The 21,908-nt window shown below is 37.0% G+C and carries 20 protein-coding genes and 2 tRNA genes; 20 read left to right on the top strand and 2 right to left on the bottom strand.

Features of this window, described 5'->3' with window-relative positions; genetic code table 11:
- The first annotated feature begins 79 nt into the window (after window positions 1–79).
- The 4 genes from lpdA to PALPR_RS11430 all read left to right on the top strand — a co-directional run bounded on the left by lpdA (window position 80) and on the right by PALPR_RS11430 (window position 2,006).
- Window positions 80–1,435 (top strand): dihydrolipoyl dehydrogenase, encoded by a 1,356-nt coding sequence (gene lpdA / locus PALPR_RS11415; RefSeq protein WP_013445791.1) that lies wholly within the window; start codon window positions 80–82, stop codon window positions 1,433–1,435.
- A gap of 85 nt (window positions 1,436–1,520) precedes the next feature.
- Window positions 1,521–1,593, top strand: a tRNA-Gly gene (locus PALPR_RS11420).
- A gap of 30 nt (window positions 1,594–1,623) precedes the next feature.
- A tRNA-Leu gene (locus PALPR_RS11425) sits at window positions 1,624–1,706 on the top strand.
- A gap of 57 nt (window positions 1,707–1,763) precedes the next feature.
- Window positions 1,764–2,006: a GIY-YIG nuclease family protein gene (locus tag PALPR_RS11430; RefSeq protein ID WP_013445792.1), complete on the top strand. Its 243-nt coding sequence runs from the start codon at window positions 1,764–1,766 to the stop codon at window positions 2,004–2,006.
- A gap of 445 nt (window positions 2,007–2,451) precedes the next feature.
- Here PALPR_RS11430 and PALPR_RS11435 read toward each other — a convergent pair whose 3' ends face one another.
- Window positions 2,452–4,332 carry a vWA domain-containing protein gene (locus PALPR_RS11435; protein WP_013445793.1) on the bottom strand — a complete coding sequence of 627 codons (1,881 nt, stop codon included), beginning with the start codon at window positions 4,330–4,332 and terminating at the stop codon, window positions 2,452–2,454.
- A 141-nt stretch (window positions 4,333–4,473) separates the two neighbouring features.
- Between PALPR_RS11435 and PALPR_RS11440 the strand changes: the two genes are divergently transcribed.
- Window positions 4,474–5,055, top strand: a complete 582-nt coding sequence (locus PALPR_RS11440; protein WP_013445794.1) for an RNA polymerase sigma factor — start codon at window positions 4,474–4,476, stop codon at window positions 5,053–5,055.
- A gap of 102 nt (window positions 5,056–5,157) precedes the next feature.
- Window positions 5,158–6,423 (top strand): carboxypeptidase-like regulatory domain-containing protein, encoded by a 1,266-nt coding sequence (locus PALPR_RS11445; protein WP_013445795.1) that lies wholly within the window; start codon window positions 5,158–5,160, stop codon window positions 6,421–6,423.
- A 719-nt stretch (window positions 6,424–7,142) separates the two neighbouring features.
- Here PALPR_RS11445 and PALPR_RS11450 read toward each other — a convergent pair.
- Window positions 7,143–7,919 (bottom strand): hypothetical protein, encoded by a 777-nt coding sequence (locus PALPR_RS11450; protein ID WP_148226472.1) that lies wholly within the window; start codon window positions 7,917–7,919, stop codon window positions 7,143–7,145.
- A gap of 681 nt (window positions 7,920–8,600) precedes the next feature.
- Here PALPR_RS11450 and PALPR_RS11455 point away from each other — a divergent pair.
- The 14 genes from PALPR_RS11455 (at window position 8,601) to PALPR_RS11515 (ending at window position 21,890) form a co-directional block, all read left to right on the top strand.
- A complete protein-coding gene (locus PALPR_RS11455) occupies window positions 8,601–9,227 on the top strand; it encodes a fibronectin type III domain-containing protein (RefSeq protein WP_013445797.1) in 627 nt (208 codons plus the stop codon).
- Between the two features lie 193 nt (window positions 9,228–9,420).
- Window positions 9,421–9,642: a hypothetical protein gene (locus tag PALPR_RS15820; RefSeq protein WP_148226473.1), complete on the top strand. Its 222-nt coding sequence runs from the start codon at window positions 9,421–9,423 to the stop codon at window positions 9,640–9,642.
- Window positions 9,643–9,835: 193 nt separating this feature from the next.
- Window positions 9,836–10,711 carry a DUF4747 family protein gene (locus PALPR_RS11460; RefSeq protein WP_013445798.1) on the top strand — a complete coding sequence of 292 codons (876 nt, stop codon included), beginning with the start codon at window positions 9,836–9,838 and terminating at the stop codon, window positions 10,709–10,711.
- Entirely contained in the window at window positions 10,701–11,330 is a 630-nt protein-coding gene (locus PALPR_RS11465; RefSeq protein ID WP_013445799.1) for a hypothetical protein, read from the top strand. Before PALPR_RS11460 ends, PALPR_RS11465 begins: the two co-directional genes overlap by 11 nt.
- Window positions 11,327–12,373, top strand: coding sequence for a nucleoid-associated protein (locus PALPR_RS11470; RefSeq protein ID WP_013445800.1), 1,047 nt, complete (start codon window positions 11,327–11,329; stop codon window positions 12,371–12,373). The genes PALPR_RS11465 and PALPR_RS11470 overlap by 4 nt, the downstream gene beginning before the upstream one ends.
- The gene (locus PALPR_RS11475; RefSeq protein ID WP_013445801.1) at window positions 12,373–13,614 is read left to right on the top strand and encodes an AAA family ATPase; all 1,242 of its coding nucleotides are present in this window, start codon (window positions 12,373–12,375) and stop codon (window positions 13,612–13,614) included. Before PALPR_RS11470 ends, PALPR_RS11475 begins: the two co-directional genes overlap by 1 nt.
- Before the next feature lie 4 nt (window positions 13,615–13,618).
- The gene (locus PALPR_RS11480; RefSeq protein ID WP_013445802.1) at window positions 13,619–14,221 is read left to right on the top strand and encodes an HNH endonuclease; all 603 of its coding nucleotides are present in this window, start codon (window positions 13,619–13,621) and stop codon (window positions 14,219–14,221) included.
- Between the two features lie 4 nt (window positions 14,222–14,225).
- Window positions 14,226–14,558: a hypothetical protein gene (locus PALPR_RS11485; protein ID WP_013445803.1), complete on the top strand. Its 333-nt coding sequence runs from the start codon at window positions 14,226–14,228 to the stop codon at window positions 14,556–14,558.
- Window positions 14,559–14,728: 170 nt separating this feature from the next.
- Window positions 14,729–15,532: a hypothetical protein gene (locus PALPR_RS11490; RefSeq protein WP_013445804.1), complete on the top strand. Its 804-nt coding sequence runs from the start codon at window positions 14,729–14,731 to the stop codon at window positions 15,530–15,532.
- 310 nt (window positions 15,533–15,842) lie between these two features.
- Window positions 15,843–16,223, top strand: coding sequence for an endonuclease domain-containing protein (locus tag PALPR_RS11495; protein WP_013445805.1), 381 nt, complete (start codon window positions 15,843–15,845; stop codon window positions 16,221–16,223).
- Between the two features lie 308 nt (window positions 16,224–16,531).
- The gene (locus PALPR_RS11500; RefSeq protein ID WP_013445806.1) at window positions 16,532–17,113 is read left to right on the top strand and encodes a hypothetical protein; all 582 of its coding nucleotides are present in this window, start codon (window positions 16,532–16,534) and stop codon (window positions 17,111–17,113) included.
- Between the two features lie 250 nt (window positions 17,114–17,363).
- Window positions 17,364–17,798 carry a GNAT family N-acetyltransferase gene (locus tag PALPR_RS11505; RefSeq protein WP_013445807.1) on the top strand — a complete coding sequence of 145 codons (435 nt, stop codon included), beginning with the start codon at window positions 17,364–17,366 and terminating at the stop codon, window positions 17,796–17,798.
- Window positions 17,799–18,078: 280 nt separating this feature from the next.
- Window positions 18,079–19,584 (top strand): S41 family peptidase, encoded by a 1,506-nt coding sequence (locus tag PALPR_RS11510; protein ID WP_171805043.1) that lies wholly within the window; start codon window positions 18,079–18,081, stop codon window positions 19,582–19,584.
- A 314-nt stretch (window positions 19,585–19,898) separates the two neighbouring features.
- Window positions 19,899–21,890: a sialate O-acetylesterase gene (locus PALPR_RS11515; protein ID WP_013445809.1), complete on the top strand. Its 1,992-nt coding sequence runs from the start codon at window positions 19,899–19,901 to the stop codon at window positions 21,888–21,890.
- Window positions 21,891–21,908: the final 18 nt, after the last annotated feature.

Consider the following 21,908-nt stretch of genomic DNA (forward strand, 5'->3'; position numbering starts at 1 on the left):
TGCTTCCCTAGAAACAACCGGAATCGTACTTTTCAAAAGCCGTTCACTGGCTTCGGGTCGGTTTATTAATCATACTGTTATGTACAACTTAATAATTATTGGTGGAGGTCCTGCCGGATATGTAGCTGCAGAACGTGCGGGGCATAAAGGACTCTCGGTGATACTTTTTGAAAAAAATGCCATGGGTGGAGTGTGTTTAAATGAGGGTTGTATTCCGACCAAAACCATGCTTTACAGTGCCAAGACCTACGAAAACGCATTACACGGAGATAAATACGGCGTGTATGGCGACAATGTCCGTTTTGATTACGGCAAAATTGTAGCCCGTAAAAATAAAATAGTACGTAAGTTGGTTGCCGGAGTCAATGCCAAAATGAAACAACATGAGGTAATGGTTGTATCGGGCGAAGCTATCATTCAGGGAAAGACCAATGAGGGTATAGAAGTAACTTGTGGCGGAGAAACTTATCTGGGTGAAAACTTGCTGATTTGTACAGGTTCCGAAGCTTTCGTTCCTCCTATTCCCGGACTGGAAGAAGCCGGTGAAATCATTCTGACTAACCGCGAAATTCTTCAGTTGAAAGAGCAGCCTGCGTCGTTGGTTATTATCGGAGGAGGAGTTATCGGAATGGAGTTTGCCAGTCTGTATAACAGTCTGGGTACAAAGGTTACGGTAATCGAAATGCTTCCCGAAATACTGGGTGCTAACGATGCTGAGATCTCGGCTATGCTTCGCGAAATGTATGCGAAGAAGGGTATAGAATTCCACATGGAAGCCAAAGTGGTAAAAGTGGAAGGCAACAAAGTCATTTTTGAGAAAGAGGGAGTAACCGAATCGGTTGAAGGCGATAAAATCCTGGTGAGTGTTGGTCGTCGTGCCATTACAAAAGGGTTTGGATTGGAAAATCTGCAGGTAGAATTGATAAAAGGCGGTATTAAAGTTGATGAAAAGATGCGAACCAATATACCGAATGTATTTGCAGCAGGCGATGTAACGGGTTTCTCGTTGTTGGCTCACACAGCCAGTCGCGAAGGGGAAGTGGTAGTGAATAACCTGACCGGAAGAGAAGATAAAATGCGTTACGACGCTATTCCGGGTGTGGTTTACACCAACCCTGAAGTTGCAGGAGTGGGTGAAACGGAAGAATCTGCCACTGCCAAAGCCATTGCGTATAAAGTTGCCAAATTGCCCATGACTTTTGCGGGACGTTTTGTAGCTGAAAACGAAGGTGGCAATGGATTATGCAAAGTACTGGTAGCAGAAGCAACCGACAAGGTTATCGGTGTTCATATGTTGGGCAATCCATGCAGCGAAATGATTTATGGAGCATGTATGGCTATTGAAAAGGGTATGACTCTGGCTGAATTGCAGGAAGTTGTGTTTCCACATCCAACAGTAAGTGAAATTTTCAAAGAAACCGTATTTGCTTTTTGATTTTTTTCTCCCAAACTGTTTTGGAAATTAAAATAAAAACGTATCTTTGCAGCCGCTTTGAGAGAAAAGCGTGTTCAAATATATTGCGAAAATAGCTCAGTTGGTAGAGCACGACCTTGCCAAGGTCGGGGTCGCGGGTTCGAGTCCCGTTTTTCGCTCAGCTTTATGCTACACAGGATTCATTCCCTGCCCGGATGGTGGAATGGTAGACACGAAGGACTTAAAATCCTTTGGCTTCACGGCTGTGCGGGTTCAAGTCCCGCTTCGGGTACGTTCTTTCAAAGAGACATTCTATTTATAGTTTGTCTCTTTTTTTTATTTTAGAGCTATGTACACAGTTTACGCCATAAGAAGCCTGACACGAAATTATATTTATGTTGGTATGACTTCTGATCTTGATGAGAGATTACAGAGGCATAATGCCGGTTATGAGCAAACAACCAAACCATACAGACCATTCGAATTGATATACAAGGAAGAGGTTGAAAGTAGAATAGAAGCGCGGAATAGAGAGAAATACTTTAAAAGTGGTGTTGGAAAAGACTTTCTGAAAAAATTAATACAGACATAAAATCCTTTGGCTTCACGGCTGTTCGGGCCTGCCTGCCGCAGGCAGGTTCAAGTTTTGCTTCGGGTACGTTCTTAATAAGAGACATTCTATTTATAGTTTGTCTCTTATTTTATTTTATAGTCTGCTGAAAAGTGATTTATTGCCACGAAGTGGCTAAATGTAAATAGCCCCCGGTGAAGCCTGCGAAGCCGGGGGATGTAAATGATCGAAGACATACAACCCCGAAGCGGGTTGAATAGCAAGATACGATGTTGTTATTGAACCCCATCAGGGGTTCGTGTTCATGTGTTGTTTTATCCACGGGTTTTACCCGCGGTTATTCACATTCAAGTCTTTCGGACTTAAGAAAAGAGTTGAAAAAATTTGGTTTAAGCGCTCAAAAAAAGGCAACTGATATTTCTCAGTTGCCTTTTTTCATGTTATTCCGTTTTTCGTTTATGTTTTATTACTTATCCAGTTGATTTACCGATTCAACCAAGCGCACAAACTCTCTGCGATAACCGTGAGTATCGTTTCCTATGCCGTTGTTGGCAAGTTCTATGACTTTATCATACGAACTGTTTCCCTTGAAGTCCGATTCGCGAAGCAACTGTCCGAACATAGATACCGCCATGATAAATTTAAAGTCGGACGATGGTTTTTTATTGATATCGCTCATTAAAACCGGAACTTCCATTTTATTGCTGCTGTCGCTGTTTGGGAATTTATAACGAAGTTTTACGGTGAGCAGTTCCGATGAATTGTTGGGTTGTACGTTGTTGGTTGTGTTATTGTTCGTTTGATATTTCAGGTTGTCCACTCCACCATAGGTGTTTTTTACTCCGGCAGGGATGATTTCATAGAGTGCCGTAACGGTATGTCCTGAGCCTAGTTCGCCTGCATCTTTGGTGTCGTCGTTGAAATCTTCTTTGTTCAGTAAGCGGCTTTCATATCCTATCAGTCGGTAAGCATTTACCTGAGCCGGATTAAATTCCACCTGAATCTTTACATCCTTGGCTACAGTGTACATTGTACTGCCAAATTCGTTGACCAATACTTTGTTGGCTTCCTGTATGTTGTCGATATAAGCATGATTCCCGTTTCCTTTTTCGGCGAGAATTTGCAACTTATTGTCTTTGTAGTTCCCCATGCCATAGCCCAGTACAGTAAGATAAACGCCTGTTTTTCGTTTTGATTCTATCAGACTTTCCAGCTCATTGTTGCTGGAAACACCTACGTTGAAGTCGCCATCTGTACAAAGCACGATACGGTTGTTTCCATTCTCTATAAAGTTCTTTTCGGCTATTTTGTAGGCCAGCTGTATTCCTGCTCCTCCGGCAGTAGAGCCTCCTGCATGTAGGCCATCCACTGCTTCCATTATCTTTTGTTTATCCGTTCCTTCGGTCGATTCGAGCACAACGCCTGCAGCTCCGGCATAAACTACTATAGCTACACGGTCGGTTTTACGCAGGTTATTAGTCAGTAGCTTGATTGATGATTTGACCAGCTCCAGTTTGTTTGGAACATCCATAGAACCCGACACGTCGAGCAGAAAAACAAAATTAGAGGCAGGAAGATTCTCTGACGGAATCTCGCGGGCTTTTACTCCTATTTTTACTAAGCGGTGAGTAGCGTCCCAGGGGCAGATGCTTGTTTCGGTATTGATACTAACGGGATCTTTGCCGGTAGGTTTCGGGTAATCATAGCTGAAATAGTTGATCAGTTCTTCAACACGGATGGCATCTTTCGGTGGTTTCTGACCCATGTTTATCATTCGGCGCATATTGCCGTAAGAGGCAGCGTCCACATCCAGCGAAAACGTAGATAGTGCCTGTTCTTTGGCCGAGAGGAAACGATTTTCTTTGTAACTTCCATATTCTTCGGCATCGGGCTGAACTCGTTTTATCATTACAGGCATAAATGACGATGGCTGATTGTAATTCGAGACCTTTACATCAGCAACATCGGCCACGCTGATAGCACCGACTGTAGAAATCATTCTTTGCGATGCGTAACCTACTACCACTACTTCTTCCAATGCTTTTTGATCGGGAGTGAGGGCAACATCAATATATTCGCTTTTTACGACTACTTCCTTCTTTTCATAACCAATGAACGAGATAACCAATTTTTTTCCGTGTTGGGTGGTGATGCTGTAACGTCCTTTGGTATCGGTCACTGTTCCTTTTTTCGATCCTTTTTCCGTTACCGTAGCACCCACGATTAATTCGCGGGTTTGTGCATCGGTTACAATTCCTGTTACCTGAATTTGTTGAGCAAAAGTGTTGGCTGTAAAAATGAAAATCGTACAGACGATGACCAGTAATTTGTTGTTTCTTGTTTTCATGACATTGAGTTTTTTATATGAATAACTTTAATCCGGAAATTCTTTATAACCATTAGATACATTTTCCATTCAAATTCCATAAACAGCGGCAATTTTTTTTTACTTTTGTGCAATTAAATAAATAATACAACTCATATCTAGTTGAAAGCCAAAGAGAAAATATCGGAATATTCTGAAGAAAATTTGCTTCGCACTTTTACCGAAAGTGGCGACACTGTTTTTCTGGGAGAATTGTACAGACGATATATTCCGTTGGTATATGGTTTGTGTCTGAAATATCTCAATCAGAAAGAAGCGGCACAAGATGCGGTGATGGATATTTTTGGGGTGCTGGCAGACAAAGTGCCGCAGTATGAGATTAAGAACTTCAATACCTGGCTGTACAGTGTGGCAAAAAACCATTGTTTGCACGTATTGCGCAAAGACAAAAACGTCAGTATGGTTAATATTGAAGATGTGCTTGTGGAAAATCAAGCCATTTTGACTCTAACGGATAAACCGCAGTCGCAGGAAGAGATGGAAGCGCTGTCTTATTGTATGGACACCTTGCCCGAGGAGCAAAAGCGAAGCATTCAGTATTTTTTTTACGACGAAAAATCCTATGCCGACATTGTGGATCTGACGGGATACGCGCTCAGCAAAGTGAAGAGTTATATTCAGAACGGAAAACGAAACCTGAAAAGTTGCATGATAAAGGTTTTAAAATTAAACCCGGAGCGCTGACGGAGATAAACACGCTACGATTGATCGATAAACCGGTATAGAATAATAAAACAAAACGATACAGACTCAGCTCTCACGGGGAGAACAGAAGTTGCAGACAATATGAGGTTAATAGAGTACATACAAGGTAAACGCCGCGGGAAAGAAGCCAATAAGCTCGAACGCGAAGCCATGAATGATCCTTTTCTACAGGATGCCATTGATGGTTTTGATGCTGTGGAGGGCAACCATGTACAGGATATTGATGACCTTGAACGCAGTATCATGCAGCAAGCCACGCGGCGCAAGCGCTTTGTACCGTACAGGGCGTGGGCAATAGGAGTGGCAGCCTCTGTTGTGCTGATGCTGGGCATAGGGAGTCTGTTTTACTTCCGCACCGAACAACCTAAGGTCATTGCACTGCATCCACCCGTGCGTGTAACCCTGCCGCCTGCCGATACTGCCCGAAAAAGCATCCCTGCTCCCGAAGAACGTGCGGTGGCACAACATCTGGATAAAAAACTCCGGAAACCCGTCGCTGTACTCAGTGTGCCACCGGTTGCCGATAGCAACGCCGAACCGATAAAGACTCAGGAAGAGATTAACGAAAGCAAGCAGCATATCAGTGTGTCCGATGTATCTCCGGGATATGACATTGCCGATGTGCATTCCACCAAAGACATTGCCGATGTAATGTCGTTCAGGCCGGTAGATAGTAATAAAACGCAGGCGGATAAAGTACAGGCTGTTTCTGTCAATGGAAGTCCCGTCCAAAAAGAATCTGCCACCCGAACCATTACAAAGCTGTCGGACGTGAAAGCACCATCGGGGGTTATTACCGGGCAGGTGCTTGATGATGCAGGCGAACCGCTGATAGGAGCCACCGTAAAAGTAAAAGGTATGAACAATGGCACCATTACCAATGCCGAAGGTAAGTTTGAACTTCCTGCTCAGCTCAACGGTAAGGACAAACTTGTGGCATCTTATATCGGATACCAAAACGAAGAAGTCCCTGCTGCGGGCAATTCGTACATTATCAAACTCAAACCGTCCAATTCGGCACTGAGCGAAGTAGTGGTTGTGGGTTATGCATCGCAACGGAAATCATCTGTAGTAGGATCTATACGGGAAACTCCCGTTACGGGTGAAAAATTTGGCGAAAAAGAGTTTGAGAAATACTATAAAACCCACCATCGTGCCGGACTTTGCGACCGGACAGAATATGAATTGAAAGCCCGCTTCCGTATTGATGCGAATGGTAAACCTCTTCAAATAGAAGTAACTCAGTCGCCTTGCCCGGAAATAGAACAGGAATTCACCGCACTGCTTATGGGCAGCCCTGCATGGACTAAAACCAACCGCACCGTAAAACTTACCATCCGCATGTAATTCACCGGCGGCAATGTCCTTTTATACTAAGTAAACCCATAGTGCATTTATTTGATAGATTCTATTTTATACCAATGCTATTTGTCTCAAAAATAAACTAAGTGATTCTATGTCAACTAAAAATCAAGATTATATTTTTCTGAAGCCATGATTTTCCACTAAGTGGTTCTATGTAGCTAAGTGTTACTGTGAGATTGAATGTTCTTTTTGATAATTGTGACATTTAATTATTACACTTACTTAACTCGTAGTGTATTTATAAAAAAGAATAGTTTTCATATTGGGGTCTTACCCCAAACCCCACTTCATTTTTTGGCTTGAACCAAAAAACGAAGCAAAAAAGTTCAAGACTATGCCCGCTTCACTCGAAAAACTGACGATCGGAAAGCTAAAATCCCCAAACTTCTCCCTTCGGTCGTCAAACAGTGGGTATTTTCACGCTTTCCTTTCTTGTTTTTCGGCTCACCGGACAAGGTCAGTCCCCGTCATGTTGAGTAAAAACCATAAGCAATAAACTCTGTTTTCTATGTATTCTTCAGAATCGCTATCTGAATCTATGTAGCTAAGTGCTACTATGTGGTTGATTAAATAGAGCATTATATTTCCCATACTACTTATCCGCACAAAGGCGGTATGGATTGCTTTTGACTTTTACGCGGTAGCGTATGCTGTGCTCGTCAGGGTTGCATTGTGTTTATCTCATATAACTTTACGGAGTATCACACCAGTTCCATAATTTTGGCTATCAGGCAGGTGGTGTTTATGGAGTTTACTCCAAACAGCGCATTTACTTTATTGTATCGGTTCGATACCGTGTGCGGACTCTTGTACAGTTCCCTGCTCAGCTCTTTCTTTTTACAATCCTCAACATGCTTTTTTATCAGCTCCCGGTCTATCTCATCCAGTTTAAGGGTAAGTAGTTTTGCCGAATATTGGTGCTCTTCGGTGTACTGCTCCGTTGGCGGACTAAATTTCCTAAACTCAGGGATATTCATATCCTGTAGTCGTTTGGTTTCGGTGGTAATTAACCATGCATTGCCGTGTTCATCATATTCGCTTATGTACGTATGATGCAGGTAGGGGTGATATAGTCCATCCCTTTCCAGCAGTCGGCGAATGTACAGCACACGAAAGTGCAGTCGCTCCTCGGCAGTAAGACTCTGAATAAATTCATAACTCCTGAGGATGGTGTCCAGGCAGAAACGCAGGTTTTGCGGTTCGGTCAGGTCGTTCAGTGTTTTCATATTGTCCATCACGGCAGGACTCAGCGACGGATATTTCAGGTATTTATTAAAGAGCGAATCGTGAAACGTGAAATGTTTCGTGTGCAGGTCGAAAATCGTCACGCTGTAGTCACGCAGTCCTTTTCGGTGACTGAAAGTTTTTTCAAAATACTTTTTTTGCTCCAGCATAAGAGGTGCTATTGTACAATAGTGTGTGGACAGAAGTTTGTATAACTCCTTTACCAACTGATGTGTAGTCGGCAGATAACTCATAGTCATTTGTTTTAGGTTGAACATATATCAACGCCATATCATAACAAACAAAAATCAATGACGCACTTTATAATTCACGTTGCAAAAAAATAAAAAATACCCTTAACTTCCAAGGAGTGTTAATAATATTTAACTAATTAGGCTAAAAAAGGTATCGGTGACTTAAAAAATAGCCCGAAATAATTCTGTTTTTTTGCAGCGTAACAAAAAAGTTTGTTGCCTTAGCCGTAAGTTGGTTGAATGTACACCTGAGTAGCTTGCCCTTTCTGTTAAGCAGCCGTATTTCATCAAAGAGTAGGTGCAACTATGGTATAAACCGACTCATTGTCAGGTGAAAACTACAGCAGATTTTCCAAACAATGCTTCATAGTTTGGAAAAGCAGGAGTCACTTAAACAAACAATACTTCATTGTTTGGAAGAAATGCAATCGTTGTTGCTAAACAATGCTTCATTGTTTGGAAAAGCAGAAACATTTTAAACAAACAATGCTTCGTTGTTTGGAAGAAATGCGCTCATTGTTGGCAAACAATGCTTCATAGTTTGGAAAAGTAGAAGCAACTTAAGCAAACAATATTCTATTGTTTTCCTGACTAACAGCAATTGCGGCCTATATAAGCACAGAATAATAGTCACAGATTCAATTAATTATATACTAATCCTTTAAAAAAATCAACAACATTATGGGAAATGCAAAAGTTTCAATCAATTTTTCGTCGGGCAAATACTCTGACGAAGCCCTGGGTACCAAAACCAACAACATTATCGAAAACATGGAAAGAAACCCGAACTTTCAGTCACCTACTCCTTCGATACAGGAACTGCGTACGGCCAACAACAACTACATTGCGTCGCTGGCTAAGGTAGAGGGAGGTACTAAACAGGATACGGTAATCAAAAACAACTTGCGTGCAATAGTAGAAGACATGCTGCAAACGCTGGGAGGCTATGTGCAGACCATTAGCGGGGGCGACGAATCTATTATACTGAGCAGCGGCATGGATGTGAACAAAAAGAAAAGCCCCGTGGGACAACTGCCCAAACCCGAAAACTTAACCGTGAAACCGGGCGACAACAAAGGTGCCGTGATACTGACTTGCGACGTGGTGCCCAGTGCATCGTTCTACGAATTTGAATACACCGAAATGCCTTTGACAGCAACACCCAACTGGATTCAGAAAACTTGCACCAAACGCCGACTTCAACTCGAAGGACTCATCAGCGGCAAGCAATATGCTTTCCGTGTGGCAGGCGCAGGCTCCGATCCTTCGCGCATTTACAGCGAGATTGCTACCAGTTACATTTTATAACGCGCCGCTATCGTACAGCTACTTACCCCTAAAACCATCTATGCCCCGCCGCGTGGATGGTTTTTTTATACACTGAAACCCGCACCAATAAACAACTTTTAAATTTGCTTATAAAAAGGAGTCTAATTTTTTGGATGTTATATCTAAAATATGTAAGTTTGTGAATTGTTTTATTTAAAGAATCTATACTACCTTGAAAAAACTTACACTTAGTCTGTTTACGATTTTGCTTCTTTCCGCTTTTTCTCCCGAAAGCCCTTCATCAACCGTCTATATCTGCACCGGTCCAAAAGCCAAAGTATATCATTCTATAAGTACCTGCCGTGGAGCAAAAAATTGTAGCGATGCTATAGTAGCTGTCTCGATAGCTAAAGCTAAAAAGATGGGTAGGAGAGAGTGTAAGATTTGTTGGTGAGAGGGATATTGTTATAGGTCTAAATTCTTTTGATTTTAAAGATTAAAAGGTCGATATAGTTTTTAGACGATAATGATTTGAGGAAAATGATTAAACTATAAAATGTAAGCGAGTTAAGTTTAGAATCTAATGTTGTTATAAAATTTGCAAATATCTAGTAATTAAATAATAAACCAATAAAATAACTAATATTATGAGCAAAAAACAGAAAGAAAAAGAATTTTATTTTTATGTAATAAACATCAAGTTAAGAGATAAAGAAAGTAAAAAAGACTTAGAACATACTGATTATACAAGAATTTTTAAAAGTCTATTTAATAATAGGGTGCATAAGCGATCATCAAACACTAAGCATTGCATCATTAAGAATCTTTTTGAAGAAATAGAAAATGATGAAGTACTGTATTTATCTGGACTTATAGCTCAGTTTACCTACATTGAAAATGAAAAATGGTTCAATGTTAAATCAATGGATATTGATGAAGAATTCGCAGCTCCAGAAGGTTTATTCCCAGATGCTAAAATGACAGAATATGTTTTTATCCCAAAAGCACATCGTTTTTGTTACAAGATAACTAGTGAATTTCAAACTAATCCTTATCCAATAAAAAACTTTTTTGAAAAGGCATTAAATGAAGTGTGCAAATCTAATGAATATGTGCAAGTAGATGTAGAAACAGATGCATCTACTATTGAAATGATTCTTGCATCCCCTGTAATAAAAAAACTAATTATAGACATTAATTACTCAAACTTTGACAGTGGAAATGTACTAAAAAGATTTGTAGACGATGATGTTAGGCAGTCTAATACTTCTAAGCTAAAAATAGAGGCAACACAAAAACCTGGCGTATCAATAGATGTAAAAGAGAGTAAGATACTATCTGGTGCAATATCATCTTCTTTAAGTAATGGTGAGACTCAAGCTAGAGTCATTGATGAAAAAGGGAAAACACATACAATTAATACATCAGACTTTCCATTAAAGGATCATGTATTTGGATTTCCGAGCAGATTTAATGCATTAGTTCATAATAAAATTATGGAAATGTTCAGAAATGGAAACTAAATATACTTATGAAAACATAAAGGATAATTTCGTTGTAGGACTTAAAGGTATTTTTAAAATTGTCGGATTAAAGGAAATTATTTTTAGTGTAGTAAATATACTTTCCATTAGTTTGTCTATCATTATTATAATCTGCTCATTTATTTTCGAGTTAGATGAATATAAGTTGATAGTTGAGATAGTTGGACTGATGGTGAATTTTTTACCAAGTATACTCGGTTTCACTATTGCCGGTTATACTTTAGTAGTTGGTTTTATTCAATCTGGCATGTTAAGTAAAATATCAGAACCAATAGAAGATAGCAAATATAGTCTTTATCAGAATATGTCATCTAATTTTGCTTTAAATGTGATTTTTCAAGGGTTTGCTTTGATATTTGCTTTTTTTGTTCACTTTATTATTTATTTTGATAATGAAATAATTTCTAATATAGAAATATATTATTACGATATAATAAATAAATTAGGTCTATTTTTAATTCTTTACTGGTTCATAATATCACTCTTTTTGGTTATTCAAATAACTATCAATATATTTAATTTCAGTCAACTCCATCACTATTTCATAAATAAAGAAAAGTTGGATAAAATCAATAATCTAAAAAAAACAAAGAAATGAGTATTAATTATTCAAGTGTAAAGTTAAATAAGTTTATTGTTCATCATGTTGAGAACAAAGAAAGTATTAGACCTTTTATTCTTTCCTCAAATGAAACCACAGTTGATGATGAACAGTTAAGAGGAATTATTATAGAGTATTTTTTTTCTTCATTTAAAAATGATAATTATTATCATTTTATTCATAATTCAAATATAGAAATGAATGAAATATATTCATACACTAATGAAATATTTGACAATAATAGTACCTTTTTAGAAAACTCAATTAATATTGCCAAATATCTCTCAGATTGTTCAATTCATCCAAAAATAAAAAATGGAAAAGTTTTCATTGCCTATTTTGACAACTGTATTATTGATGATATAGTAACTGACGCTATTGGCATTTTCAAAATTGAAAATCTTGATTATTTTTTGAAAACTCATGAATCAAACAAACAATATGATATAAACTATGAGCAAGGCATTAATATTGAAAAAATAGACAAAGGATGTCTTATATTTAACTTAGAAAAGGGAAATGGTAATATTGTATCTATAATTGATAGGACGAATAAAAGTATAGAAGCAAAGTATTGGACTGAAAACTTTTTACACGTTGAACAAAGAAAAGACGAGTACTATAATACTCAAAATGTACTGTCAATGTGTAAGAACTTTATCAAAGAAGGTCTTCCGGAAGAATTGGATATATCAAAAGCAGATCAGGTAGACTTTTTAAATAAGGCGGTAGAGTACTTCAAAAAGAATGAAGACTTTGATATGTCAGACTTTAAAAAAGTAGTAATGGGTAAACCGGAGGTTGCTCAGAGTTTTGATCAATATAAATCGGAGTATGAATTTGCTCGTGAACTAGCTGTTCTGGATAGGTTCTCTATTTCAGAAGCAGCAGTAAAGAAACAAGCACGTGCTTTAAAAAGCGTCATTAAACTGGATAAGAACTTTCATATCTATGTGCATGGTGACAGAGATATGATTGAGCAGGGAACAGATGAAGAAGGAAGGAAGTATTATAAGATTTATTATAATCAGGAGAGCTAATGTTTGATTCAAATTTTCAAATACCCACAGAATTACTCTCATTCCGAAATACATTACCAGAAGATGTAAATATCATTGTTGGAGAGAATGGAAGCGGAAAAAGTTATATGCTCTCACAATTGGCTGAAAATCATTTAAAATCAAATAATAAAGATGTTGTAGTCATTGCCAATTCAATTCATGATAAATTTAAACCTCATCACTCCATAAGATTTCACCCACTAAAAAATAGTGTTGGGAGAAAATATACTAAAGATGTTTTAAAGAAATCACTCATTAACATGAGTAAAGATTCTTCAAAGAGAATTAACTTCGCTACAAACGTACTTAAATATGTTGGATTTGATTCAAAAATTGGATTTAGACTTCACTTCAAAAATACATCTCTAAATGATATAGATGATATATTCGATTTGAATGATGAGTTATTTCTAAAATATAAATTACAAGATATTGATATTGAGAAAGAAGAACGGGAAGATATTTATTCTGAATTATTGAAATATCTAAATTACTCTATCAAAAACAAAAAAGTCTACAATCAAAGAACTTACAACGAATTCTATGATATAATTTGGTTTAATATGAATGATTATGAATCTTCGTATAAATTTTCATTAATCAATTTATTTAAATGGGAATATATATTAGTTAGAAATAAGATAATAGAACCCATTGATGTTTTTCTCTCAAAAAACGACCAAATTATTCCATTGTTGTCAGCTAGTTCGGGTGAGTTAGCATTAATTACAAGTTTTTTATATATCACATCAATTATAAATGAAAAAACTGTAATCTTAATTGATGAACCCGAAAATAGTTTGCATCCTAAATGGCAAAGAGAATATGTAAAATTACTTGTTGACATTGTGTACTTATATCAACCCCATATAGTTATTGCAACTCACTCACCATTAATAGTAAGTGGTGCTGAATTAAATGTAAAAGGAGCAAAAATATATAAAGCCCAAAATTTTGAACTTGAACTACAAGAAAAAAGAACGCTAAACATTGAAGAGATATATTATGATTTATTTGATACAATTATGCCCGAAAATCGAATACTATCTAATATTATTGTAAATCAATTGAATAAGTTAGAAAAGAAAGAGATTAGTCTAGAGAATTTTCTTAAATATCTTGATCCAATTTATGATAATGTTCGTGATAAGCGTCAAATAAAGATGTTAGATGGCATTTCAAAATTAGCTGAAAAAATTGTTCTTCAAAGAAAAAATTAGTATTATGTTTACTCAAGAAGACATAGATTTAATTAGAGTTGTCAAAGATGAAGGTGGCAAAATTTGGGAAAATGAGAAAATAAAACCCGTCAAAGATAAAATTAAAAGATATTTTAGAAATAGAAGAAACCAATGTTGTTACTGTCGAAGAGAATTTGTTGGTGAATTTTCAATGGTTATTGATATAGAACATATTTTGCCTAAGTCTGATATTGATTTTCGTAAATATATGTTTCATCCATATAATTTGAATATCTCTTGTAAAAGATGTAACATGGAAATTAAGGGTGCAAATATATCATTTATTACTTCAAGAGAAGATATTCTGTCAAATCCTTTTGAATCGAAAAAATATAAATTTATACATCCTAATTTAGATGATTATAAAACTCATATTAATCTAATAGTACAAATAAATGACGACATTAAACTTATCAAATATAATGTGTTGACAAATGGTAAAGGTCAGTATACATATGATTATTTTGAGTTGAAAAATCTTGAAATTGATCAGGTTAATGAAGCACAAGGAATTCTTGAAACTAAAATAAGTAATGATTTTTCCGATGAAGTTCAAAAAGAGATATCAAAAATTATAAAATTATAGAAATATGTCTGGTGAAAAATTTGATTTAGAAATTGATGCAAATATATTGGCAATTAATTCTCCACAATCTTGTGTTAATGGTCCATATAAAATTGTATATAAGCACATAAAAGAACGGTGGGTAATAATTGCATTAGATTGGGATGGTGAACCAAGACTAGGGATTCGCTGGTTTTGGGATAAATCTGGTAATCCAATTTCAAGAGGTTATCCAACATGGTTTATAATACCTACATCATTGTCAAATGCTATCTTAAACGGACTGCCATTAGATTTTGCATTTAGATCCAAAATTGCAGACTTTTTGGCAAGTAAGATATTAGGTAATGATTTGTAGTAGAAAACTTGTCTAGAGGTTGCTATCGCGGGTTTGTAACCCTAGTTGAGCGTAGTCTATTTGTTTGGCGAAGCGCCCCGCTTCTTCAAACATTGCTAAAATCATTATTTACGCTACGATTAAAAAGGCTGAACACAATATTAGAAACATACCTATAAAGTTATCATATCATGAGAAAGATCGTTTTATTACTATTTGTTTTCGTAGCAGTCCTACTTAACGCACAAGAGACTTTTTCAAAAGAAGAAATTAAACAAAAGACAGATTCCATTCTGGCAGAAGGCAATTTATTGTATCAATATGAAAAAGTTGCATGGGTTTCAACCGATCAGGCTTTAGCTCTGAAAGATATAAAACAGAAGTTCGGAGGTTATCTGATTTATCAATCGGGGGATTCTATAAAAGCGATCATTCTTGAGAAAGGTCAGGACAATTGCATATATGAAATGACTTATTTTAAAGACTTATCTATTCCAAGCAAGGAAAATCTTGTCACTAGAAAACTAAATGATGCAGAAAAGAAATTACAGGCTATCAAGACGAAATTAGTCAACGATATTTTCACTCCAAAATATCAAATAACATGTCCTGAAGGCTATAGTTTAAATGTTGAGTTGATTCCTTATGCATCGGGTTATAAACTTTATATTATCCCGGGGACTTCTAAATCGGGTGTTATTCCATTTGGTAACGACTATATCTTCTTTGCAGATAAAAATGGCGAAATAACTTCCTGGCGAAAATTCCATTCAAGGTTGATTCCAACCATGACAAAGTATAACGGAGAAACTGTAAAAGGAGTCTTTCATAGCCACCTTCGAACAGAACCTTTTATTTCAGCCACAGACATCTGTACTTTTAAACTTTATGCAATTTTCTCCGGACTGAAACAGTTTCAGGTTTATTCCCCGGCCTTATCTCTTTCTTTTACATACGATATGGATAAGAATACTATTGTATCAGAAGACAAATAAGAATATAAGCAAGCCTTTAGCTATCGTGGGTTTGTAACCCGTGCTAATAAAAGAAGAAAAGAATCATCGGGAGTAGGAGCGTAGGGAGAGGTTGTAATAATTGTCTGAACCTGGATGAAGCAGATTAAATGCACCCCAAACCCCTGAAGGGGCTTAAGAGTGCGATTCAAGAAGATTTACACTTAATCAATATGAAAAAGACAATGGTATTATAAACTTTACTTATCTATAAAAAGCACTTATAGGAGGCGGTACTAACTATAAGTCCCCTTTAGGGGATTTAGGGGTGGAATTTAAAAAAAGGATTATCATGCAACGGACAGAACTTCCGAATATGTTTTATGGTGCAAAACGCACAATATTTCAGAATGCAGCTTTGTTACGCAAAAACATGACATTGGCTGAGAAAAAACTTTGGGAGCGATTATGTAAAAATCAACTTGGAGTACGTTTCAAAGCACAACATCCTATTGACATTTTTATTGTGGACTTTTATTGTCATCCACATCGGTTAGTGATAGAAATAGATGGCAAAATACATCTATCACAAAAAGATTACGATGAAGGTCGTACAGCAGAATTAGAACGTTTCGACATAGCTGTTCTCCGATTCACAAACGAAGAAATACTTCATGATATTGATCGTGTTGTGGAAAAGATTAAAATGCATCTAAAACAAAATCCTTGTTGAGTGTAGCGTGTATTGTTTGGGGAATGGAAATTGTCTGAACCCGGATGAAGCAGATATATCAAATGAAAACAGATACTTTGAAATCTGATATATCCTTTAATCTGATATAATCGTGGGTTAGACAAAAGTTATCACACGCTGGCGCAAGTTTGTAACTTGTGTCTTATCTTGAAGAACAATTTATTCTTCTTTTTCTCTAACGAGCAACATACCGATTACAAATTGGCGGGAGTGTAGGAACTCGCATTGTACGATAAATATAAAAAACAACTATTGTAAAATAAATCAATTCAAAAAAAATGAATAAGATGAAAACCAAACTTTTAATGACAGTTATTTTGCTACTGACAATCGTTTCGTTTGCTCAAAGTCAAACGTCTCAACACCTTACTTTCAAGGGAGTTCCAATTGACGGTACACTTGATAAATTCGTTTCGAAAATGAAACAAAACGGTTTTAAAGAGGGAGGATCAGAACCTGATTTTGCAAGTTTCGAAGGCGATTTTGCTTCTTACGAGGGTTGTAACGTTGTAGTTTCAACATTAAAAGGAAAGGATATAGTAAGTTATGTCACGGTGAATTTTCCAAAACAAGATGCTTGGTCCTCCCTTGCTTCAAATTATTTCAATCTAAAAGAGTTGCTTACTGAAAAGTATGGTCAACCTTCTAAAAGTGTTGAAAAATTTGGGTCTTTCTTTCAAGTAGATGATGGTTCAAAAATGCAACAAGTTTATCTTGGTAACTGCAAGTATGTTACGACTTATGAAACAGAAAGAGGCAGTATTCAATTATCAATCAAAAGCACCAATTCAAACGCTTTCGTCATGTTGACTTACTCAGATAAAATCAATGGCAACATAATTAGAACGAAAGCCAAAGACGATTTATAAGATATACGCTTTACTTTGTATGGCGAAGAAATTGTCTGAACTCGTGAAGCAGATAGATCAGATGAAGAACAGATACTTTGAAATCTGATATATCCTTTAATCTGATATAATCGTGGGTTAGATAGTTTCACAACAATCGGTCAAAACCTTTCTATAAAGAATAAGATAGAGATATAGGGAAAGATGAAAGTGTTTCAGGAGAATAAATAAACAGATAGACATTTAAACGCAGAATAATATTTTATGTAATATGAGCGGAACAGTAAGAAAAGCAACAGAAAATGACTTTGAGAAAGTTTATCCATTGTTTGAGCAACTTTGGCCAAATAAAGAGTTGGATAAAAAAGCATTAAGAATTGTGTTTGACCGGGGAGTAAACTCGGACACAGATGAATTATTATGTCTTGACTATTGTGGTGAAGTGATTGGATTTTGTGCCTATGCCATTGTGAACAATTTATGGCAAGCCGGATACATTTCTTATATGTATGCAATGGTAGTAGATGAAAAACACAGAGGAAAAGGATATGGTACCATGTTGATTAAAGAGTCGATAAAAGACTCGAAAGACAAAGGATTAAAACGATTGGAATTAGATTCTGCCTTTCACCGCGAACAAGCTCATGAATTCTATCTGAAACTTGGATTTGAGAAACGAGCATTCTTATTTTCATATCCACTGTAAAAGGCAAATAAAAAATAATGATTTCTGTTGACAGTATCGTGTATTGTTTGGCGTAGTTACAGAAAAGATAAAAAGAATTTGTGTAGGGAAAAGTGGTGATAGTTGCAATAGAAAAATCGTATTATTTAATACAAGCGTAAGACAATTAAACTCGAATAATATATAAATTTAATTTCACAACATGAAACGAAACGCATTGTTTTTGATCTTTTGTATGGTTCTGCTGACTACAAATGCAAAGCAGCAAACTATTATTCATTCTAACAAAAAGCATATAGTAATGATGATTAACTCTGGGAAAAATGATTGGACTATCGCTCCCGAGTTAAAGCCTGAAATCTACACTATGTACAGTGAAACCGTGAAATTCCGAACAATCAGATTTATTACGGATATTGACTCAATCACTTTCGTCGTGAAACTAAATAAGCCTGTAAAATTAGCAATAGTCTTAAACAATAAAGATACGGCTCAGGTGGTAATTGGTTTAAGCAATAAAATACCAAGTACGCTTAGCAATAAAGATAAAATATATGCTTTGAGTTCGTTTTGGAGCGAAACAAAATACAATTTTGCTTTTATTGACCGACTTCCTTTCGATTTGGACAGTTTATACCAATCATATATTCCGAAAGTATTGGCTACCCATACCGACTATGATTTTTATGATCAAATGGAGTTATTTGCCGCCAACCTCAAAGATTTGCATTCGGAGGTTTTTTATAGGATGAAAGGTATATATTCAAATTATTATCCATTGTCGGCGCGTTATTTTGGAGATAGTTTGTATATCGTAAATGTACGAGAAGACTTGGCAAAACAATATCCTATAGGCTCTCAAATTTTACGAATAAATGACTTGCCCACGCAGGAGTATATGAAACGCAATGTGGAAAACTATGTTTGTTCGGCCTACAGGCCTACCGTAAAGGAAATATCTGCTTCCCACCTGTTTGGGTACGGTTTATCCACAAAAAAAATAACCATTACGTATAAAACACCCGATGGAAGAATTCTTACCAATACTCCTCCCCGCAACGGAAAATCGGTTGATAGAAAATATATGGGACCGAAACCCAAACGCTGGAATAAACCGGTAGAAGTGTTTTGGGAAAAAAATAAAATAGCCCGCTTGGCATTCAATACATTTTCCCCGAAAGACAGGCTTGTGAAGATGTTTGAAAGCATAAAAGATACGTTGTATACTGCCAAAGGGATAATTATCGATTTACGAGCCAACAGCGGCGGAGATACGAGTACAGGTTGGTATTTGTTGAACTATATGATTAAAGACCCTTACTTTTTGTCCTATGCATGGCAAACGCGTATCAATAGTGGAGTCAAAAAAGCAAATGGGAATTACGTTAAAGAGAATGAGGATTATTATAAAAACAGAGCTTATCAAACTTTTGCAGCTGATACGATAAGGATTCCTGATTCTTTTAAACGCTTTAATGTACCAATGGTAGTGCTTATCTCAGAGCAGACCTGTTCAGCAGCAGAAGATTTTTTAATAACAATAAAAGAGCGGAAAGACAGACCTGTTTTTATTGGTCGCCCTACAATGGGTTCAACAGGTTCACCTTTGGTATTGGATAAATTTCCTGAAAATGGAGTGGCTAAAGTTTGTACCAGAAGAGTGTTATTCCCATATTCCCTGAAACCATTTAATGAAGGAATTATGCCGGATATTTTAGTAGATTACAGTCTTGATGAATATCTGAACAGTGAAGTAGACAAAGATGTATCAATTGCTGTTGAACTGTTGACTAAACAAATAAAGTAATTGCAGATAAAGAAAATTTATAGCCAAACAACTAAAATTAAATGGAGCATAGGGATAGATTGTAATAATTGTATGAATCTGGAAAAAGCATATCCCCGCTAACGGTCATAACCTATATGAAAAGAATAAGATCTATATAGGGAAAGACGAAGGATATTCTTGCTCTTTGAGAATAGTGCAATGGATGTTTGGATATCAGGTTCAAATATATTCTTCCTATTATCGCACGATAAACTCGTTTTTTATTATTTTTGGAGTTCAAAAAATCAGAAATGATTTAGCAACCTTTGAATCCATTTAAAAATACAAATCATATGAAGAAGCACAGCTCATACATTTTAGTATTCATTTTTATTTTCTCTTTTTCTGCTTTAGCAGCCAAAATAAAATTACCTGCTGTCTTTTCCGACAACATGGTACTTCAGCAGAAATCTTCTGTTCCATTTTGGGGCACAGCCAATCCGGGTAAGATTTTAAAAATCACTACATCGTGGAACAATAAAACCATTCAAACTACAGTAGAAAAAGATGGGAGTTGGAAAACAGAAGTGACTACACCCGAATATGGTGGTCCGTTCAGCATACAGATAACAGATGGTACAAAGCTTGAACTTCGTAACGTAATGATAGGCGAAGTCTGGTTGTGTTCCGGTCAGTCGAATATGGAAATGCCAGTGGACGGTTGGGGTAGAATTATGAATTATGAAAAAGAAATAGCCGAAGCCAATTATCCTGATATCCGATTGCTACGGGTGGAGAAAAGTGTTGCCTTCAAACCTACAAATGAGTTGGTCGTAAGGAATAAAGGCTGGGTAACATGTTCGCCCAAAACAATTCCGGAATTTTCGGCTGTTGCGTACTTCTTCGGGCGTAATTTAAATCAGAATCTACATATTCCCATTGGGCTTATTGATGCTTCGTGGGGAGGAACTATAGCCGAAGCATGGACCAGTTCTGGTTCACTGAGAACAATGCCTGATTTCATATCTCCACTTGTAGAGATAGACCGGAAATCTGCCAACTTCAAAAATCTGACCGTGGAGTTCAAACAAGATTCTATTAAGTGGCAAGCGTTGGTAAAAGAAAAAGACCGTGGAATGTCTAACGGAAAAGCTCTTTGGGCAGCCAACAATACAGTGGAAACCGATTGGAAACCAATGAATGTCCCCGGTTTCTGGGAAGAAACTGTATTACCCGATTTTGACGGAGTAGTATGGTTACGCAAAACAATTGATATCCCTGCTAACTGGGGGAATAAATCACTCACTCTCTCGCTGGATAAGATTGATGATACTGATATTGCTTATTTTAATGGAGTAGAAATTGGACAAACCACAAATTATACGGCATCAAGAACTTATTCCATTCCATCAAATCTTGTAAAACCGGGAAAAGCTGTCATTACTGTCCGTATTGTAGATACCGGAGGAGGTGGAGGTTTCTACGGAGAGTCTGGTTTGATGAAACTAAGTTTATCGAAAGAGGAATCCATTCCGCTGGCAGGTGCATGGCAATATAAAGTAGGTATGAACCTGAATGAAATACCCGCTGCTCCGCAAACATGGAACGATCCGAATCAACCGACTGTTTTATATAATGCCATGATAAGTCCACTCGTTCCGTTTACGATCAAAGGAGCTATCTGGTATCAGGGAGAAAGTAATGCCGACAAAGCGTATCAATACAGGGAGTTGTTTCCACTGCTGATTAAAGACTGGCGGAAGCAATGGAAGTCGGACTTTCCGTTTTATTTTGTTCAACTAGCCAATTATATGCCAGAACTACCTCAACCGGCAGAAGCTTCGTGGGCAGAATTACGTGAAGCCCAGTTTCAAACATTGTTGCATCTCGAAAATACTGGTATGGCTGTGACCATCGATATAGGCGAGGCTAAAGACATTCACCCGAAAAACAAACAAGAAGTTGGACGCAGGCTTTCACTGATTGCTCTGGCAAAAACCTACAACAAAAACATTCCTTTTTCGGGTCCGGTGTACGACTCTTATCGGATAGAAAAGAATTCCATCCGAATCACATTTAAACAAGCTGAGACAGGTCTGAAGACTAAGAATGGAGAACCGGTGAAAGGATTTGCCGTTGCAGGATCTGATCATAAATTTCATTGGGCAGAAGCTGTAATCGATGGCAATGAAATAGTGGTTTCCTGCAAGGAGGTTGAAAACCCTGTTGCCGTTCGTTATGCCTGGGCTTCGAATCCGGTTTGTAATTTAATTAATGGCGCTGGCTTACCGGCATCTCCATTTCGGACTGATGACTGGGTGGGTATTACTTATTTGAAAAAATAGATTAGCAAAATAACTATC

This window comes from Paludibacter propionicigenes WB4, from assembly GCF_000183135.1.
Taxonomy (GTDB): Bacteria; Bacteroidota; Bacteroidia; order Bacteroidales; family Paludibacteraceae; genus Paludibacter; species Paludibacter propionicigenes.

Excerpts from the sequence above, each read along its gene's own strand:
- PALPR_RS11470 (WP_013445800.1), top strand. The coding sequence starts at position 11,327 with ATGAGTATTAATTATTCAAGTGTAAAGTTAAATAAGTTTATTGTTCAT.
- PALPR_RS11465 (WP_013445799.1), top strand. The coding sequence starts at position 10,701 with ATGGAAACTAAATATACTTATGAAAACATAAAGGATAATTTCGTTGTA.
- PALPR_RS11450 (WP_148226472.1), bottom strand. The coding sequence starts at position 7,919 with ATGAGTTATCTGCCGACTACACATCAGTTGGTAAAGGAGTTATACAAA.
- PALPR_RS11435 (WP_013445793.1), bottom strand. The coding sequence starts at position 4,332 with ATGAAAACAAGAAACAACAAATTACTGGTCATCGTCTGTACGATTTTC.
- PALPR_RS11490 (WP_013445804.1), top strand. The coding sequence starts at position 14,729 with ATGAGAAAGATCGTTTTATTACTATTTGTTTTCGTAGCAGTCCTACTT.
- PALPR_RS11505 (WP_013445807.1), top strand. The coding sequence starts at position 17,364 with ATGAGCGGAACAGTAAGAAAAGCAACAGAAAATGACTTTGAGAAAGTT.
- PALPR_RS11510 (WP_171805043.1), top strand. The coding sequence starts at position 18,079 with ATGATGATTAACTCTGGGAAAAATGATTGGACTATCGCTCCCGAGTTA.
- PALPR_RS11455 (WP_013445797.1), top strand. The coding sequence starts at position 8,601 with ATGGGAAATGCAAAAGTTTCAATCAATTTTTCGTCGGGCAAATACTCT.
- PALPR_RS11475 (WP_013445801.1), top strand. The coding sequence starts at position 12,373 with ATGTTTGATTCAAATTTTCAAATACCCACAGAATTACTCTCATTCCGA.
- PALPR_RS11485 (WP_013445803.1), top strand. The coding sequence starts at position 14,226 with ATGTCTGGTGAAAAATTTGATTTAGAAATTGATGCAAATATATTGGCA.
- lpdA (WP_013445791.1), top strand. The coding sequence starts at position 80 with ATGTACAACTTAATAATTATTGGTGGAGGTCCTGCCGGATATGTAGCT.
- PALPR_RS11460 (WP_013445798.1), top strand. The coding sequence starts at position 9,836 with ATGAGCAAAAAACAGAAAGAAAAAGAATTTTATTTTTATGTAATAAAC.
- PALPR_RS11500 (WP_013445806.1), top strand. The coding sequence starts at position 16,532 with ATGAAAACCAAACTTTTAATGACAGTTATTTTGCTACTGACAATCGTT.
- PALPR_RS11480 (WP_013445802.1), top strand. The coding sequence starts at position 13,619 with ATGTTTACTCAAGAAGACATAGATTTAATTAGAGTTGTCAAAGATGAA.
- PALPR_RS11430 (WP_013445792.1), top strand. The coding sequence starts at position 1,764 with ATGTACACAGTTTACGCCATAAGAAGCCTGACACGAAATTATATTTAT.
- PALPR_RS11445 (WP_013445795.1), top strand. The coding sequence starts at position 5,158 with ATGAGGTTAATAGAGTACATACAAGGTAAACGCCGCGGGAAAGAAGCC.
- PALPR_RS11495 (WP_013445805.1), top strand. The coding sequence starts at position 15,843 with ATGCAACGGACAGAACTTCCGAATATGTTTTATGGTGCAAAACGCACA.
- PALPR_RS11515 (WP_013445809.1), top strand. The coding sequence starts at position 19,899 with ATGAAGAAGCACAGCTCATACATTTTAGTATTCATTTTTATTTTCTCT.